This window comes from Lentzea californiensis, assembly GCF_024648825.1.
GTDB lineage: Bacteria > Actinomycetota > Actinomycetes > Mycobacteriales > Pseudonocardiaceae > Lentzea > Lentzea californiensis.
The window spans coordinates 256,565-269,479 of sequence record NZ_JANBBE010000002.1 but is presented as its reverse complement, the minus strand read 5'-3'; the positions used below and the strand labels follow the sequence as shown (position 1 = coordinate 269,479).

Sequence of the window (12,915 nt, the reverse complement as noted above, 5' to 3'; positions counted from 1 at the left end):
TCAGTTGTCCTTCTTCGTGCTGATGGTTCCGTCGAGTTTGCTGCCGTCCCCGGCACTGGCGATGCACCAGATCTTGCGCTCCGCGTTGCCGTCCTTGTCCTTGGTCCACGCGCTCTCGCTCGGGACCAAGGTCGTGAGCTTGAGCTTCTCACCGTCCTTGACCCATGCCGAGCTCAGCGTCATCTCGCAGCGGGAGACGCCGAGGCCCTTGAGCGCGTCGAGGCCCGGATACGCGGCGTCGGGGAGGTTCGACTGGATGGGCAACGTGTCGATCACGTCGAACACCTCGAAGTCGTGCGGCTTGTCGCACTCCTCGCGGGTGTCCGCGTTGAGCAGCTTGGCCGGTGCGACGTCGCCGATGCCGCACGTGTTCTCGTAGAGACCGAACACCGGGATCTCGGCACCCTCGCCGTAGGTGAGCGCCTGGCTGCCGCCGCTGGCGCCGGGCGTCGTCAACGCCTTGTGGGCGAAGATGCCGCCGGTGAACGCCGCCGCGGCGATGGCCACGGCGCCGACCAGCGCGATGACGCGGTTGCGCTTCTTCTTCGCCGGGTCGGCTGCGGCGGGGGCCTGCTGGTACTGCTGGGTCTGCACGGGCGGGATCCCGGTGGGCGGCGTCGGCTGGTTGCCGATGCTGGCGAGCATCGCGCGGGCCTGCGGGCCGGACAGCCGGGCGTTCGGGTCGGCGATCAGCAGACCGGTGATGACGGCGCCGAGCACGCCCGTGGCACGGGTCAGGCGCGGCGTCTCGCTCATGATCGCGTGCAGCGTCGAGGCCGTGGAGGAGCGCTCGAACGGGCTCCAGCCCTCGACGGCGTAGCAGAGGGTCGCGCCCAGCGCCCACAGGTCGGACGCGGGACCGGCCTCGTGGCCGTGGATGCGTTCCGGCGCCATGTAGGCGGGGGAGCCGATGAGGCTGCCGCTGGTCGTCAGGCGCGGGTCGTCGACGGCCTGGGCGATGCCGAAGTCGGTGAGCTTGAGCTTGCCGTCCGGGCGCACCATCAGGTTGCCGGGCTTCACGTCGCGGTGCACGATCCCGGCCTGGTGCGCGGTCTCGAGCGCCGACAACGCCTGCAGCGCGATCGACACGACCTGGTTCGGCGGCATCGGGCCGTGCGTGCTGATCAACGTCGACAGCGTCGCCGCGTCGACCAGCTCCATGATGATGTAGGTCAGGCCGTTCTCGTTGATCGCGTCGTAGACCGTCACGACGGCGGGGTCGTTGAGCTTGCCGGCGGTGCGCGCCTCACGCAGAGCGCGCTCTTCGAGCACACGGCGTTCCTCGTGCGCGATGCCGTCCGGCAGGTGCAGTTCCTTGATCGCCACGAAGCGTCCGATGTGACGGTCCTGGGCGCGCCAGACGATGCCCATGCCGCCCCGACCGAGCTCCGCGATCAGGGCGTACCTGCCCGCGATGATGCGTGGTTCGACAGCCTGTCCGTGCAACGTGCGCTCCTACAAACCTCGGAACCGGGGGCGTTGACGGTACTTCAGACCCGCCACACGGAGGATCGGTTCCTAGGCTTCCGGTGCTACAACCAGTTCGTGACCTGCGGCACGCAAGGCGAGCACCGCGCGCCCCAGATCCTTGTGCTTCACCAACAGGTGGTCCGTGTCGTAAGTGGACAACGCGAACAGCGAGACGCCCGCCGCCGCCAGTTCACCCGCCAGAGCAGCCATGATGCCGGTGAGCGTGAACTCCAGGGGCCCGCGCACGGTCAGCAGCCGCCAGCCCTTTTCCGCCGTGTCACCGTCCATTGCGAACGACGCGGGCGCGATGATCGACAGCTCGGCCGGGGTCCTGGTCACGGAGACCAGGACGTCGGTGAGGTCGAGCAGCCCGCTGGGGACAGGCGCGTCGGGTGCCAGGCGAGTGACCGCGTATTCGCCGGGCCGGACGTCCACGATGAGCCGCTTCATGGCGTCAGCCTTCAACCACGAGTGGGCTGGAGGCAACTTCCGTGCCGTCCGGGAGTGTCGAGATGACGAAGTCCGCGAACGCGTTGGGCGCCGCCTTCGTCAGTTCGCGCAGGCACGCGATGGCGAGCTCGCGCAGTTCGACGTTGATGTGCTCGGTCGCGCGCATCGCGATGAAGTGGCGCCACGAGCGGTAGTTGCCCGTCACGACGATCTCGGTGCCGGTGGCGTTGGGCAGCACGGACCGTGCGATCTGCCGGGCGCGCCGGCCGTTCACGGTCTTCTCGAGGCTCTGCACCAGGTCCTCGTACGCCTTGAGGCTCGCGTCGGTCGCGGCGACGAACCGGGCGTGCAGCTCGGGGTCCTGTGCGATCAGGTCCGGTTCCACGACGTCGGTCGGGTCGGTGCGCTGGGAGAGCTGCGAGTACGAGAAGTGCCGGTGCCGGATCAACTCGTGGGTGAGCGAGCGCGGCAGCTCGGTCAGGTACAGCGAGGCGCTGCCGTGCTCGAACGCGGCGAGGTGCCCGACGTCGAGCAGGTGGTGCAGGAACGTCGCGTTGGTGTTCGTCATGGGGTTCGAGCGGTCCCACGACTGGTAGCAGGCCCGGCCGGCGAACTCGACGAGCGCCGCGCCGCCGTCCGCGTCGGTCGTCCACGGCACGTCGTCCGGCGCGATGAACTCGGTCTTGGCCACCAAACGCACTCTCGGCATGGGCCGACACTAGTCCTGACGCCACGCGGCGGTTGCACGATGTCGGATATGACGTCATAGTGGTGTCATGGATCTGTCGCCGTACATCGCGTCACTGCGCGAGGACCTGGCGACGGCCGCATCCGCGGGGGACGAGAACACCCGCCGCACGGCCGCCGCACTGTCCGCAGCGCTCGAGCCAGCCGCGCGACTGGCGATCATGAACGCACTGTCCGACCTGGCCGCGGAGGTCACCGCCTCCCTGGAAGGCCAGGTCGTGGACGTTCGCCTGTCCGGTCGTGACGTCCAGGTGGTCGTCACGGGATCGGCGGAACCGGAGCCGGAACCCGCTCCGCGTCACGAGATGCCGAACTTCGGCATGGGTGACGCCACGGGTGACATCAGCCGCATCACGCTGCGCATGATCAACGAGCTCAAGTCGAAGGCCGAGGCCGCCGCGTCGGCTCAGGGCATGTCGCTGAACTCGTTCATCCAGCAGGCCGTGGGCGGCGCGGTGCACGGCAAGCACAAGCAGCAGCACAAGGGGTGGAGCGGAAACGCCGGCTCGGGCTCGCGCGTCCGCGGATGGGTGCAGGGGTGAGCGGGATGACAGAGCCGACAGACAGCGAACCGTCCGGCGTCGTGCGCCAGCAGAGCTTCGAGTTCGCGGGCGTGGCCGAGATCGACATCTCACTGCTCAGCGGCCGCGTGCAGGTGCAGCTGGTCGACGGCACCGGCGTGCACGTCGAAGTGCGGCACGACCCGAACGCGGGCAACTCGTGGACCGAGGGCCTGTCCAGCGTGCTGAGCTGGGTCAGCGGCCAGCTCGGCCCTGACAAGACCGCTCCCGCGGCAGGCCCCGAGGAGGCTGTGCGCGACGCACGCGTCGAACTGCTGGGCAACCGCTTGCGCATCGAGTCGTCGAAGGCGCTGCCGTTGCGTGCGGTGCCTCTGTCCGTGGTGGTGACGGCTCCCGTGGGGTCGCACGTGTCGTCACGGACCGGTGCGGCTGACGTCGTCGTGACGGGCGGTGCGGGTCGTCTGGACCTGAACACCGGCACGGGCAGCGTGTCCGCGGACCGCGCGACCGGCGAGGCCAAGGTGAACTCGGGCGCCGGCACCGTGCGCCTGGGCACGATGCTCTCGACGCTGAAGGCCAAGACGGGCAGCGGCGACGTCGAGGTGTCGTCGGTCGGCGGCACCAGCACGCTGATCACCGGGACCGGTGACGTGTGGCTGGGCGCCGTGCAGGGCAACGTCCAGGTCCGCACCGGCAGCGGCGATCTGACCGTGGCCGACGCGGCCTCCGGCGAGATCCAGCTCGGCACGGGCTCGGGCCACATCCGCGTCGGCATCCGGCAGGGCACGCTCGCGCGGGTCGACCTGGTGTCCACGTCCGGCACCGCGCGCAGCGACTTCGACGTCTCGTCGCAGCCGCTGGGCGACGCCGCCCTGACGGTCACGGGCCGCACGGGCAGCGGCAACGCACTGGTGACCGCCGCTTCGAACTGACCGGGGGGTCGAAAAGGCGCACGCGGGGCGCTTTCGTGCGGGCACACCGCACGAAAGCGCCCCGCGTGCGGCGAAAGAAGGGGCGGCTAAGGCTCCTGGAACGGTTTGGAGCCGCCGGGGACGTCGTCCGGGAAGAGCGGGCAGCGCAGCTCACCGGTCAGGAACTTCCTGATGAAACTCGAGAAGCTGCCGGCATAGGACCACTTCTCCCGCATGTCCGTGATCATCACGGTCCACTCGTCCGGCTCGCCCAGGGTGTACCAGAGGCAATGGTCGCCGTTCACCGTCATGCCCCAGGGCAGCAGGCCCGGGGAGTCCGGGTGCGCCTGCAGCCCCGGCTGGCGCCGCAGTGCCCGCAGCATCTTGGGCGCCGTCGACATCCAGTTCATGAAACCGGCCCGTGCCGTGGGGTGCAGGATGCGGACATAACCGCCGACGATGAGCGGTGGGTAGGCCTCGGCCAGGTGCACGAAATCGCTGGGCAGCGCGGTGCCGACCCGGCCTTTGACCGCGTCCCAGTCAACCGGGTCAGGACGCCGTTCTGGCGCTCCCAGCAGATCGATCCACTCGTCAGGCGGCACCGTTCACCTCCGTGACCCTCAAGCATCGCCTGTGGCACTAGGGATTCGGTTGTACCGCAGTCCGGCCACGACCAGTGAGACGACGGCGTCGAACTCGTCCTGGATGTGAGGATTCCCCCACTCCTGGGCGTGAGCCGGGTGGTGGAACATCTGCGTCGCGTCCCACACCGCCTGCGCCGTCCTCTGGATGTCGTCGGTCACGAACTCGCGGGTTTCCACTCCGGCCGAGATGATGCGCGCGATCTGCCCCACCAGGTGGCCGAGGTGGTACTCGGGGATGATGCGGCTCTCGCTCACCAGCACCTTGAACGTCGCGAACAGCTCGGGTTCGTCGACGTGGGAAAGCCGCTTCCGGTCGAACAGGTGCTGCAACCAGGCCCTCAGGTTGTCCGCCGCGCTCGCTCCGGCGTCGAGGACCGACTCCATCTCCACGTGGATCGCGTCGAGCCAGCGCCGTGTCACGGCCTCGCGCAACGCGGCCTTCGTCGGGAAGTGGCGGTAGACGCTGCCGTGGCTGACCCCGAGGGCCTTGGCGACGTCGACGACGGTCGCCTTGGCCGGGCCGTACCTGCGCAGCACCTCTTCGGTCGCCGCGAGGATCGCCTCGCCGGTCAACGCCTCCGCCACGTCATCTCACCTCTCGCTGTCCAGCATCGCCATCTGCGCGGCCGCGTAGCGCGTGCCCGCGGCGGCCCCGACGGGAACAACAGCGTCGATCTCCTGCAGTTCCTGCTCGGTGAACGTCACGCCGACGGCACCGATCGCCTCGTTCAGCCTCGCACGCTTCGTCGTGCCGACGAGAGGCACCACGTCCTCACCGCGTGCCGCGACCCAGGCGATCGCGAGTTGCGCGACCGTCACGCCCTTGCTCGCGGCGATCTCGCCGAGCTTCTCGACGAGCGCGGCGTTGCGGGCCAGGTTGTCGCCCTGGAACCGGGGTGCGTGGCCACGCCAGTCACCGGCGTCGAGGGTGAGCGGGGTGGACGAGATCAGGCCGCGCGACAGCACGCCGTACGCGGTGATGCTGATCCCGAGCTCGCGCGTGACCTGCAGGATCTCCCGCTCGACATTGCGCTCCAACAGGCCGTACTCGATCTGCAGGTCGGCGATGGGGTGCACGGCGTGGGCGCGGCGGATGGTGTCGGCGCCCACCTCGCTCAGGCCGATGTGCCGGACGCGGCCCTTGTCGATCTGCTCGGCGATGGCGCCGATGGTGTCCTCGATCGGCACGTCCGGGTCGAGCCGGGCCGGTCGGTAGACGTCGACGTGGTCGGTGCCGAGTCGCTGCAGCGAGTACGCGAGGGAGTTGGCGACCGCGACGGGCCTCGTGTCGAACCCGAGGAACACGCCGTCGGCGTCCCGCATGCCGCCGAACTTGACGCTGAGCTGCACCTCGTCACGACGGCCCTTGACGGCCTCGGCGATGAGCATCTCGTTGTGGCCCTGGCCGTAGAAGTCGCCGGTGTCGAGCAGCGTGACGCCCGCGTCGAGGGCGGTGTGGATGGTCGCGATGCTCTCGTCCCGGTCGGCCGGGCCGTAGGCGTTGGACATGCCCATGCAGCCCAGGCCGATGGCGGACACGACCGGGCCGGTGGCTCCGAGCTGACGCTTCTGCATTTTCGAACCCCTTCGTCTTCGGTGGGTTCCAGCCTGCCCGATCAGCTGACAGATTTCAATATCTGTCAGTCCATAGTTGTCCGCCCGATTGACAAAAGAGTTTTGAACGTTCAAAGTCTTTTTTGAGATGAGAGACGTGATCTATCTGGACCGGATGGAGCAGGCCGAGACCCTGCTCAAGCCGCAGCGCGTGGAGGTGCTGCGGCAGCTCGCCGCGCCGAGCTCGTGCACCGAGGTCGCCGAGGTCCTCGACCAGACGCCGCAGCGCGTGCACTACCACGTCAAACAGCTGGTCAAGGCCGGGCTGGCGACCCAGGTGTCGGAACGGAAGGTGCGCGGCGTCCAGGAAGGCCTCTACCAGGCCGTGGCGCGGTCGTACTGGCTGTCACCGCGGCTGGTCGGCCGGATCGGGTCGCGCGACGAGCTCGCGCTGGGCCACCTCGTCGACCTCGCCGAGCAGATCCAGGTCGACGTGGCGGCGCTGGACCGGTCGAGCGAACTGCCGTCCATCGGCGTGTCCGGCGAGATCCGGGTGCCGCCGGAGGAACGGCAGCAGTTCCTGGCCGAGCTGCAGACGACGTTGCAGGACCTCTTCACCCGATACGGCGGCGCGGAGGGGGATGCGTTCCGCATCGCGCTCGCCTGCTACCCCAAAGGAGAAGACCGATGAGCACCGGAACCGTCCGCGTCCGCACGTCCGCGCCCGCCGAGAGGATCTACCGGGCGTTGACGACGGCCGACGACCTGCGGGTGTGGCTGGCCGAGCACGCGCACGTGGACCTGGAGCGCGGCGAGTACGAGTTCTGGGGGCGCCACACACCGGAGGGCGAACGCGGCCGGCAGAAGCTGCTGGGCTTCGACGACAGGTCGGTGCGCTACTCGTGGTTCCTGTACGGCACCGAGTACGCGGTCGAGCTCGGCGTCGAGGAACGCGACGGCGAAACGGTCATCGCGGCGACGCAGTCCCCTTACCCGGAGTGGGGCGACGGCAAGGAGGAGTCGGAGATCCTGCTGACGTTCTGGCCGCTGGTGCTGGGCAACCTGGTCGAGCACGTCGAGGGCCGGCCGGTGCTGGGGTTCTGCGACTTCACGTCGCCCGAGCAGCGGTTCGAGTTCGACATCGCGGCGTCACCGGCGGCCATCGTCGACGCGCTGACCGATCCCGCCGTGTTCGCGCGGTGGTTCGGGGCCCGCATGGAGATCGAGCCGCACGTCGGCGGCCGGTGGGCGATGGGAAGCCTCGCGGAGGAGGAGAACCCCGCGAAGGTCATCGCGCTCGACGAGTCGAACTTCGCGCTGGAGTTCCCCGGCGGGATGGTGTCGTCGTGGGAGCTGAAGGGTTCGGAGGGCAAGACGCGGCTGACGTTCGTGCAGAGCGGCTTCGACACGTCGAACCCGCCCTACGGGCCGTGGATGGGCTGGCTCAGCGGGTTCGCGGACCTGCGCCGGATGCTGGAACTGCCCGGCTGGCGCCCGATGTGGCACTCGTACGACATCCCCGGCGTGCCCGACGGGGTCCTCGTTCTCGAATGAACGGGCGTGAAACGTTCGCGGTCTGACGTTGATGAGGGGAGCTTTCATAAACTTGAGGTTTATGAAAGCTCCCCTCATCAACCGTGCACGGGGCTTGAGGCGGCGACATCGCTCGAAGGTGCTCAGAACCACGCCATCACGACGGCCGGTGAGGCCGCGAGGAAGCTGAACCTCGCGAAGCGGCCCACCAGGCCGGTGGCGACGAACATCGTCGTGGACATGCCCGCGAGCCCGGCCAGCACGCTCGTCGCCATGAACGGCGGCACCCCGACCAGCGCGCTCACCCCGTGCGTGCCGGCCATCCAGTTCGGGTGCGCCTTGCACTTCACGTGGATCCAGTCGCCCCAGCGGTGCAGGCGCGTGCCGGGACCGAACCAGCGGCTGAGCTTCGAAGGTTTGCCGCTCGGCTTGCGGTGCAGGAACTTCGGCAGGTGGATGTCTCCGCGGGCGGCGTAGAAGTACAGGAGCTTGCCCAGCACCTGGCCGACGGCCACGGCGAGGCCGATGATCCAGAACGAGACGTCCGGCCAGCGCACGCAGAGTCCCAGGACGAACATCTCGATGCTGATCAGGGGAACGACGGCTGAGCCGAACGCGACCCCAAAGGTGAGGCCAACGAGGGCGAGCACGCGGCCGAGGTTACACAGATCTCAGTCGGCGAGTCGGACCTCGAGCGGCCCGGACACGCGGACCTCGCGCAACGGACGCCCGCCTGCGTCCAACGTGCGCACCGTGCCATCACCCGTCCAGCCCAGTCGTTCGTAGAAGTTCCGCGACGCCTCGTCGGCCTCCGGCACCCACGCGATGCCCCGCGTCGCGCCCGTTTCGCCGAGCCTCCGCACCGCCTCCGCGACGAGCCGGGTGCCGTGTCCGCGACGGCCCCAGCGCGGTTCCACGAGGACGCTGAGCAGCGCGGTGGTGGCGGCGTCCTCCGGCAGCGAACCGTCCGCCTTGGCGACTTCCTCGTCCGGAGCCTTACTGGCCACCACGAACCCGACGACCCACTCCCCCTCGGTCGCCTTGAGCACCGCGCCGCTCTGGACGGCCAGTGCCCAGGCCTCATCGGTGTCGAGCGCGTCGAGCACTTCGGGGGGCAGCAGTTCGGCGTAGGCGAGCCGCCACGTCTCCCGGTGGATGCGGGCGATCTCCGAAAGATCAGCAGCGGTGGCGGTGTGCACGCCGGCGTCGGCCATAAACGCAGCTTATCGACGCCGTGTCGCGGAATTGTCAGGGGTGCGTGGCACCATCGGCGACGTGCAGAGGATGAGTGCGGACGTGGCCCGTCGAATCGCCCTGGGCGCCCAGGGTTTCACCGACCTGAGGCCGTCCGCGGCCACCCGCAGGCACCTGCAGCGAGTCCTGTCCCGCGTGCAGCTGCTGCAGATCGATTCGGTGAACGTGGCCGTGCGCGCGCACTACATGCCGTTGTTCTCGCGCCTCGGCTCTTACGAGCCCACTCTGCTGGACGAGGCGGCCTGGACCCACTCCGTGCGCAAGCCGCGGTTGCTCGTGGAGACGTGGGCGCACGAGGCCTCCCTGGTGCCGGTGGCCGACTGGCCGCTGTTCCACTCCGGCGCCAAGAAGCGCGGCTGGTGGCAGAACTACCAGACGATTCTCGAACGCTCACCGCAGCTGGTCGAGGACGTCCTCGCGGCGGTGAAGGAACTGGGCCCGATCGGCGCTGGCGCCCTGGAGAAGGCCCTCATGGGCGACCGGGGCCGTGCGAAGGGCCCGTGGTGGGACTGGTCCGAGGTCAAGCGCATCTGCGAGGTCCTCTTCGGCGTGGGCGTCCTGACGACAGGTACCCGCCGTTCGTTCGAGCGCCTCTACGACCTGACCGAGCGCGTCATCCCGGCCGACGTCCTGGCCCAGAAGTGGACCGCTGACTCGGGCGCGCGCGAGCTGGTGCTGCGTTCCGCGGTCGCTCTCGGCGTGGCGACCGAACCCGACCTGCGCGACTACTACCGGCTCGACCCGCGCCGCTCCCAGGCCGCGGTGGCGTCGCTGGTGGAGGACGGAGTCCTGGAGCCGGTGGCGGTCGAGGGCTGGAAGGCCGTCGGCTACCGGCACATCGAGGCGAAGGCCCCGCGCCGGGTGGCCGGGCGCGCTCTGCTGTGCCCGTTCGACCCGCTGATCTGGGAGCGGGCACGGACCGAGCGCATCTTCGGCTTCCGGTACCGCATCGAGATCTACGTGCCGGAGCCTCGCCGGGTGCACGGGTACTACGTGTTCCCGTTCCTGCTGGACGGTGCGCTCGTGGCGCGCGTGGACATCAAGGCCGATCGTGCGGCCGGGGTGCTGCGGGTGCAGTCGGCGTGGGCCGAGGAGGGTGTCGACCGGCCACGGGTGGCGGTGGAGCTCGCCGCTGAGCTGCGGCACATGGCCGACTGGCTCGGGCTGGAGGACGTGCTGGTGGTGCAGAAGGGCGACCTGGCGGCGGAGCTGATCGCGGCCGTGCTCACCGCATAGCGAAAACCCCGGGCCAGCGGCCCGGGGTTTCGTTCACGCGTGCAGCTCGATGGCCTTGCGCATCGTCTCGCGCGCCCGCCCGCGGTCCCCCGCGACGTCGTACGCGTAGGCGAGCCGGAACCAGGCCCGCCAGTCCTCCGGCGAGGCCTCGACCTCGGCCCGCCGCTCCTCGAACCACGAGTCCGCGGCGGCCCGGTCCACCCTGCCGGACGGCCGGCGCGGCAGGTGCGACACGTCCGGCAGCAGGCCGTCCGCGTCCAGCTCGCGAGCCATCTTCTCGGTCTCCCAGCCGAACCGCAGGTTGGAGTACACGAGCCAGACCCCGAGCAGCGGCAGGATCAGCACACCGACGCCGAGCAGGACCCCGGCCACCTCGCCGGTCTGCAGCAAAGCCACAGCCCGGCCGGTGAGCAGGACGAAGTAGACCGCGAGAGCCGCGATCAGCACCCCGACGGTGATGCGGACCTTCACAGGTCGAGGTACTTGTCGAGGCCGACGGCGAGTCCGGGGCGACCGACGATCTCCCGCACGCCCAGCACCACGCCGGGCATGAAAGAGGTGCGGTGCAACGAGTCCTGGCGGATGGTCAGGGTCTCGCTCTCACCACCGAACACGACCTCCTGGTGCGCGATCATCCCGGAGATCCGCAGCGAGTGGACCCGCACACCGTCGACGGCGGCGCCACGGGCACCGGGCTCTTCCTGCGTCGTCGCGTCGGGCATCGGATCCATGCCCTCCCGCGCGGCGGCGATCAGCCGCGCGGTGTGGGCGGCCGTGCCCGAGGGGGCGTCGGCCTTGCGCGGGTGGTGCAGCTCGATGATCTCGGCCGACTCGTAGTAGCGGGCGGCGATCTCCGAGAAGCGCATCAGCAGGACGGCACCGATGCCGAAGTTCGGCGCCACCAGCACGCCGACGTCCGGACGGTCCGCGAGCAGCGCCGCGACCGCGTCCAGCTTGGCCTGGTCGAAGCCGGAAGTGCCGACCACGCAATGGATTCCGCCGGCGACGCAGAACTCCAGGTTCCCCATCACCACGTCGGGGTGCGTGAAGTCGACGACGACCTGGACACCGGCGTCGACGAGCGTGGACAACGGGTCGTCGGCGTCGATCGCCGCCACGACCTCCATGTCCTTCGCGGCCTCGACCGCGCGGACCACCTCGGAACCCATGCGGCCCCGCGCGCCGAGAACTCCGACGCGAATCATGCAATCACCTCGTGTACCTGGTCCGGCAGATCGTCGGCGTGATCGTAAGGGCCCACCACCGCCGCGGCGACGGGCCTGCGCAGCAGCTCACGTGCGAGCAACGCCACCTCGTCGGAAGTGACGGCGTCGATGCGCGCAAGCGTCGCTTCGACGCTCAGGTGGTCGCCGTAGTTCAGTTCGGACTTGCCGATGCGCGACATCCGGGAACTGGTGTCCTCCAGACCCAGGACGAGTGCGCCGCGCAGCTGCCCCTTGCCGCGCGCCACTTCCGCGTCCGACAGGCCACCGCGTGCGACGTCCACGAGCACCTCGCGGATGACGCCGGCGGTCTCTCCCAACCGGTCCGGCTGACAGCCCGCGTAGACGGCGAACGTGCCGGTGTCCGCGTAGAGGCCGACCGACGAGTACACCTGGTACGCCAGGCCTCGCCGTTCGCGCACTTCCTGGAACAACCGGGAGCTCATGCCGCCGCCGATGGCCGCGTTCAGCACGTTCAACGCGAAGCGGCGCTCGTCGTGGCGGTCGAGACCGCGCATGCCGAGCATCATGTGCGCCTGCTCGGTGTCGTCGGTGTGCAGCACCAGCTTGCGGGCGTCGGCGATGCGCGCGCGACCCGCTCGTGGCGCCACCGCGCTGCCCTCCCGCGACAGCCGGTCGCCGACGGCTTTGCGCACCAGACGCATCACGTGCGTGTGCTCGATGTTGCCCGCGACGGAGAACACCATGCGCGGCAACGTGTAGCGCTTCTTGTAGAACGAGTAGAGCGCATCTCGTTCCATGTCCTGAATGGACTTCTCGGTGCCGAGAACGGGACGCCCCAACGCATGCGCGCCGAAGATCGCCTCGATGAACGCGTCGTGCAGCAGGTCCTCGGGGTCGTCGTCGCGCATCGCGATCTCCTCGAGCACGACACCGCGTTCGGTCTCGAAGTCACGCGGACCGCAGATCGCCTCGAACACCACGTCCGCCACCAGGTCCACCGCCAGCGGCAGGTCCTCGTCGAGGACGTGCGCGTAGTAGCAGGTGTGCTCCTTCGCGGTGAACGCGTTCAGCTCGCCGCCGACCGCGTCGATCTCCTCCGCGATGGCCGCCGCCGTGCGCCGCGCGGTTCCCTTGAACAGCAGGTGTTCCAGGTAGTGCGCGGCACCCGCGACCTCGGGCCGTTCGTCACGGGACCCGACCTGCACCCACAGCCCGACCGAGGCGGACCGCACGCCGGGGATGCGCTCGGTGATGACCCGCAGGCCCGAGGGCAGCATGCTGCGCCGCACCTCGGACCCCGCGGACATCTCGAGCACCCGCGTGCTGCCCGGCCGCTGGAGGTGCCCAGGAGTTCCGGTACGCGGACGGCCGCGGGTGGATGCACCCGCGGCCGTCACGTTGTTGTCTG

General features: G+C 69.5%; 16 protein-coding genes. 5 read left to right on the top strand and 11 right to left on the bottom strand.

Annotated features, from left to right (window positions below):
• The 3 genes from LX88_RS12185 to thyX all read right to left on the bottom strand — a co-directional run bounded on the left by LX88_RS12185 (position 1) and on the right by thyX (position 2,629).
• A complete protein-coding gene (locus LX88_RS12185) occupies positions 1 to 1,446 on the bottom strand; it encodes a serine/threonine-protein kinase (RefSeq protein ID WP_258947885.1) in 1,446 nt (481 codons plus the stop codon).
• A gap of 72 nt (positions 1,447 to 1,518) precedes the next feature.
• Positions 1,519 to 1,920: an ACT domain-containing protein gene (locus LX88_RS12180; RefSeq protein ID WP_090073869.1), complete on the bottom strand. Its 402-nt coding sequence runs from the start codon at positions 1,918 to 1,920 to the stop codon at positions 1,519 to 1,521.
• A 4-nt stretch (positions 1,921 to 1,924) separates the two neighbouring features.
• Positions 1,925 to 2,629 (bottom strand): FAD-dependent thymidylate synthase, encoded by a 705-nt coding sequence (gene thyX / locus LX88_RS12175; protein WP_090073867.1) that lies wholly within the window; start codon positions 2,627 to 2,629, stop codon positions 1,925 to 1,927.
• A 67-nt stretch (positions 2,630 to 2,696) separates the two neighbouring features.
• Between thyX and LX88_RS12170 the strand changes: the two genes are divergently transcribed.
• Positions 2,697 to 3,209 (top strand): toxin-antitoxin system HicB family antitoxin, encoded by a 513-nt coding sequence (locus LX88_RS12170; RefSeq protein ID WP_258947884.1) that lies wholly within the window; start codon positions 2,697 to 2,699, stop codon positions 3,207 to 3,209.
• Between the two features lie 5 nt (positions 3,210 to 3,214).
• Positions 3,215 to 4,120, top strand: coding sequence for a DUF4097 family beta strand repeat-containing protein (locus LX88_RS12165; protein ID WP_258947883.1), 906 nt, complete (start codon positions 3,215 to 3,217; stop codon positions 4,118 to 4,120).
• 86 nt (positions 4,121 to 4,206) lie between these two features.
• Here LX88_RS12165 and LX88_RS12160 read toward each other — a convergent pair whose 3' ends face one another.
• Genes LX88_RS12160 through LX88_RS12150 form a run of 3 tightly spaced genes read right to left on the bottom strand, consistent with a single transcriptional unit; the run spans position 4,207 to position 6,318 of the window.
• Positions 4,207 to 4,701: a hypothetical protein gene (locus LX88_RS12160; RefSeq protein WP_258947882.1), complete on the bottom strand. Its 495-nt coding sequence runs from the start codon at positions 4,699 to 4,701 to the stop codon at positions 4,207 to 4,209.
• Positions 4,702 to 4,719: 18 nt separating this feature from the next.
• Positions 4,720 to 5,328, bottom strand: a complete 609-nt coding sequence (locus LX88_RS12155; protein WP_258947881.1) for a TetR/AcrR family transcriptional regulator — start codon at positions 5,326 to 5,328, stop codon at positions 4,720 to 4,722.
• A 6-nt stretch (positions 5,329 to 5,334) separates the two neighbouring features.
• Entirely contained in the window at positions 5,335 to 6,318 is a 984-nt protein-coding gene (locus tag LX88_RS12150) for an aldo/keto reductase (RefSeq protein WP_258947880.1), read from the bottom strand.
• A 127-nt stretch (positions 6,319 to 6,445) separates the two neighbouring features.
• Between LX88_RS12150 and LX88_RS12145 the strand changes: the two genes are divergently transcribed.
• Both LX88_RS12145 and LX88_RS12140 read left to right on the top strand, forming a co-directional pair.
• On the top strand, positions 6,446 to 6,988 hold the full coding sequence (locus tag LX88_RS12145) for a winged helix-turn-helix domain-containing protein (RefSeq protein ID WP_258947879.1): 543 nt from the start codon (positions 6,446 to 6,448) through the stop codon (positions 6,986 to 6,988).
• Positions 6,985 to 7,851, top strand: a complete 867-nt coding sequence (locus LX88_RS12140) for an SRPBCC family protein (RefSeq protein WP_258947878.1) — start codon at positions 6,985 to 6,987, stop codon at positions 7,849 to 7,851. Before LX88_RS12145 ends, LX88_RS12140 begins: the two co-directional genes overlap by 4 nt.
• A gap of 122 nt (positions 7,852 to 7,973) precedes the next feature.
• Here LX88_RS12140 and LX88_RS12135 read toward each other — a convergent pair whose 3' ends face one another.
• Both LX88_RS12135 and LX88_RS12130 read right to left on the bottom strand, forming a co-directional pair.
• Positions 7,974 to 8,480 (bottom strand): hypothetical protein, encoded by a 507-nt coding sequence (locus LX88_RS12135; RefSeq protein ID WP_258947877.1) that lies wholly within the window; start codon positions 8,478 to 8,480, stop codon positions 7,974 to 7,976.
• 21 nt (positions 8,481 to 8,501) lie between these two features.
• Entirely contained in the window at positions 8,502 to 9,044 is a 543-nt protein-coding gene (locus LX88_RS12130; protein WP_258947876.1) for a GNAT family N-acetyltransferase, read from the bottom strand.
• 70 nt (positions 9,045 to 9,114) lie between these two features.
• Between LX88_RS12130 and LX88_RS12125 the strand changes: the two genes are divergently transcribed.
• Positions 9,115 to 10,320 (top strand): winged helix-turn-helix domain-containing protein, encoded by a 1,206-nt coding sequence (locus LX88_RS12125; RefSeq protein WP_258948236.1) that lies wholly within the window; start codon positions 9,115 to 9,117, stop codon positions 10,318 to 10,320.
• Between the two features lie 33 nt (positions 10,321 to 10,353).
• Here LX88_RS12125 and LX88_RS12120 read toward each other — a convergent pair whose 3' ends face one another.
• From LX88_RS12120 to LX88_RS12110, 3 genes are read right to left on the bottom strand one after another with little or no spacing between them, the layout of a single operon-like run.
• On the bottom strand, positions 10,354 to 10,791 hold the full coding sequence (locus LX88_RS12120; RefSeq protein ID WP_258947875.1) for a tetratricopeptide repeat protein: 438 nt from the start codon (positions 10,789 to 10,791) through the stop codon (positions 10,354 to 10,356).
• Positions 10,788 to 11,525, bottom strand: coding sequence for a 4-hydroxy-tetrahydrodipicolinate reductase (gene dapB, locus LX88_RS12115; RefSeq protein WP_258947874.1), 738 nt, complete (start codon positions 11,523 to 11,525; stop codon positions 10,788 to 10,790). The genes LX88_RS12120 and dapB overlap by 4 nt, the downstream gene beginning before the upstream one ends.
• Positions 11,522 to 12,814, bottom strand: a complete 1,293-nt coding sequence (locus LX88_RS12110) for a M16 family metallopeptidase (RefSeq protein ID WP_258948235.1) — start codon at positions 12,812 to 12,814, stop codon at positions 11,522 to 11,524. Before LX88_RS12110 ends, dapB begins: the two co-directional genes overlap by 4 nt.
• Between the last annotated feature and the right edge of the window lie 101 nt (positions 12,815 to 12,915).

Excerpts from the sequence above, each read along its gene's own strand:
- LX88_RS12150 (WP_258947880.1), bottom strand. The coding sequence starts at position 6,318 with ATGCAGAAGCGTCAGCTCGGAGCCACCGGCCCGGTCGTGTCCGCCATC.
- LX88_RS12145 (WP_258947879.1), top strand. The coding sequence starts at position 6,446 with ATGAGAGACGTGATCTATCTGGACCGGATGGAGCAGGCCGAGACCCTG.
- LX88_RS12170 (WP_258947884.1), top strand. The coding sequence starts at position 2,697 with ATGGATCTGTCGCCGTACATCGCGTCACTGCGCGAGGACCTGGCGACG.
- LX88_RS12165 (WP_258947883.1), top strand. The coding sequence starts at position 3,215 with ATGACAGAGCCGACAGACAGCGAACCGTCCGGCGTCGTGCGCCAGCAG.
- LX88_RS12140 (WP_258947878.1), top strand. The coding sequence starts at position 6,985 with ATGAGCACCGGAACCGTCCGCGTCCGCACGTCCGCGCCCGCCGAGAGG.
- LX88_RS12130 (WP_258947876.1), bottom strand. The coding sequence starts at position 9,044 with ATGGCCGACGCCGGCGTGCACACCGCCACCGCTGCTGATCTTTCGGAG.
- LX88_RS12125 (WP_258948236.1), top strand. The coding sequence starts at position 9,115 with ATGAGTGCGGACGTGGCCCGTCGAATCGCCCTGGGCGCCCAGGGTTTC.
- LX88_RS12110 (WP_258948235.1), bottom strand. The coding sequence starts at position 12,814 with ATGTCCGCGGGGTCCGAGGTGCGGCGCAGCATGCTGCCCTCGGGCCTG.
- dapB (WP_258947874.1), bottom strand. The coding sequence starts at position 11,525 with ATGATTCGCGTCGGAGTTCTCGGCGCGCGGGGCCGCATGGGTTCCGAG.
- thyX (WP_090073867.1), bottom strand. The coding sequence starts at position 2,629 with ATGCCGAGAGTGCGTTTGGTGGCCAAGACCGAGTTCATCGCGCCGGAC.
- LX88_RS12180 (WP_090073869.1), bottom strand. The coding sequence starts at position 1,920 with ATGAAGCGGCTCATCGTGGACGTCCGGCCCGGCGAATACGCGGTCACT.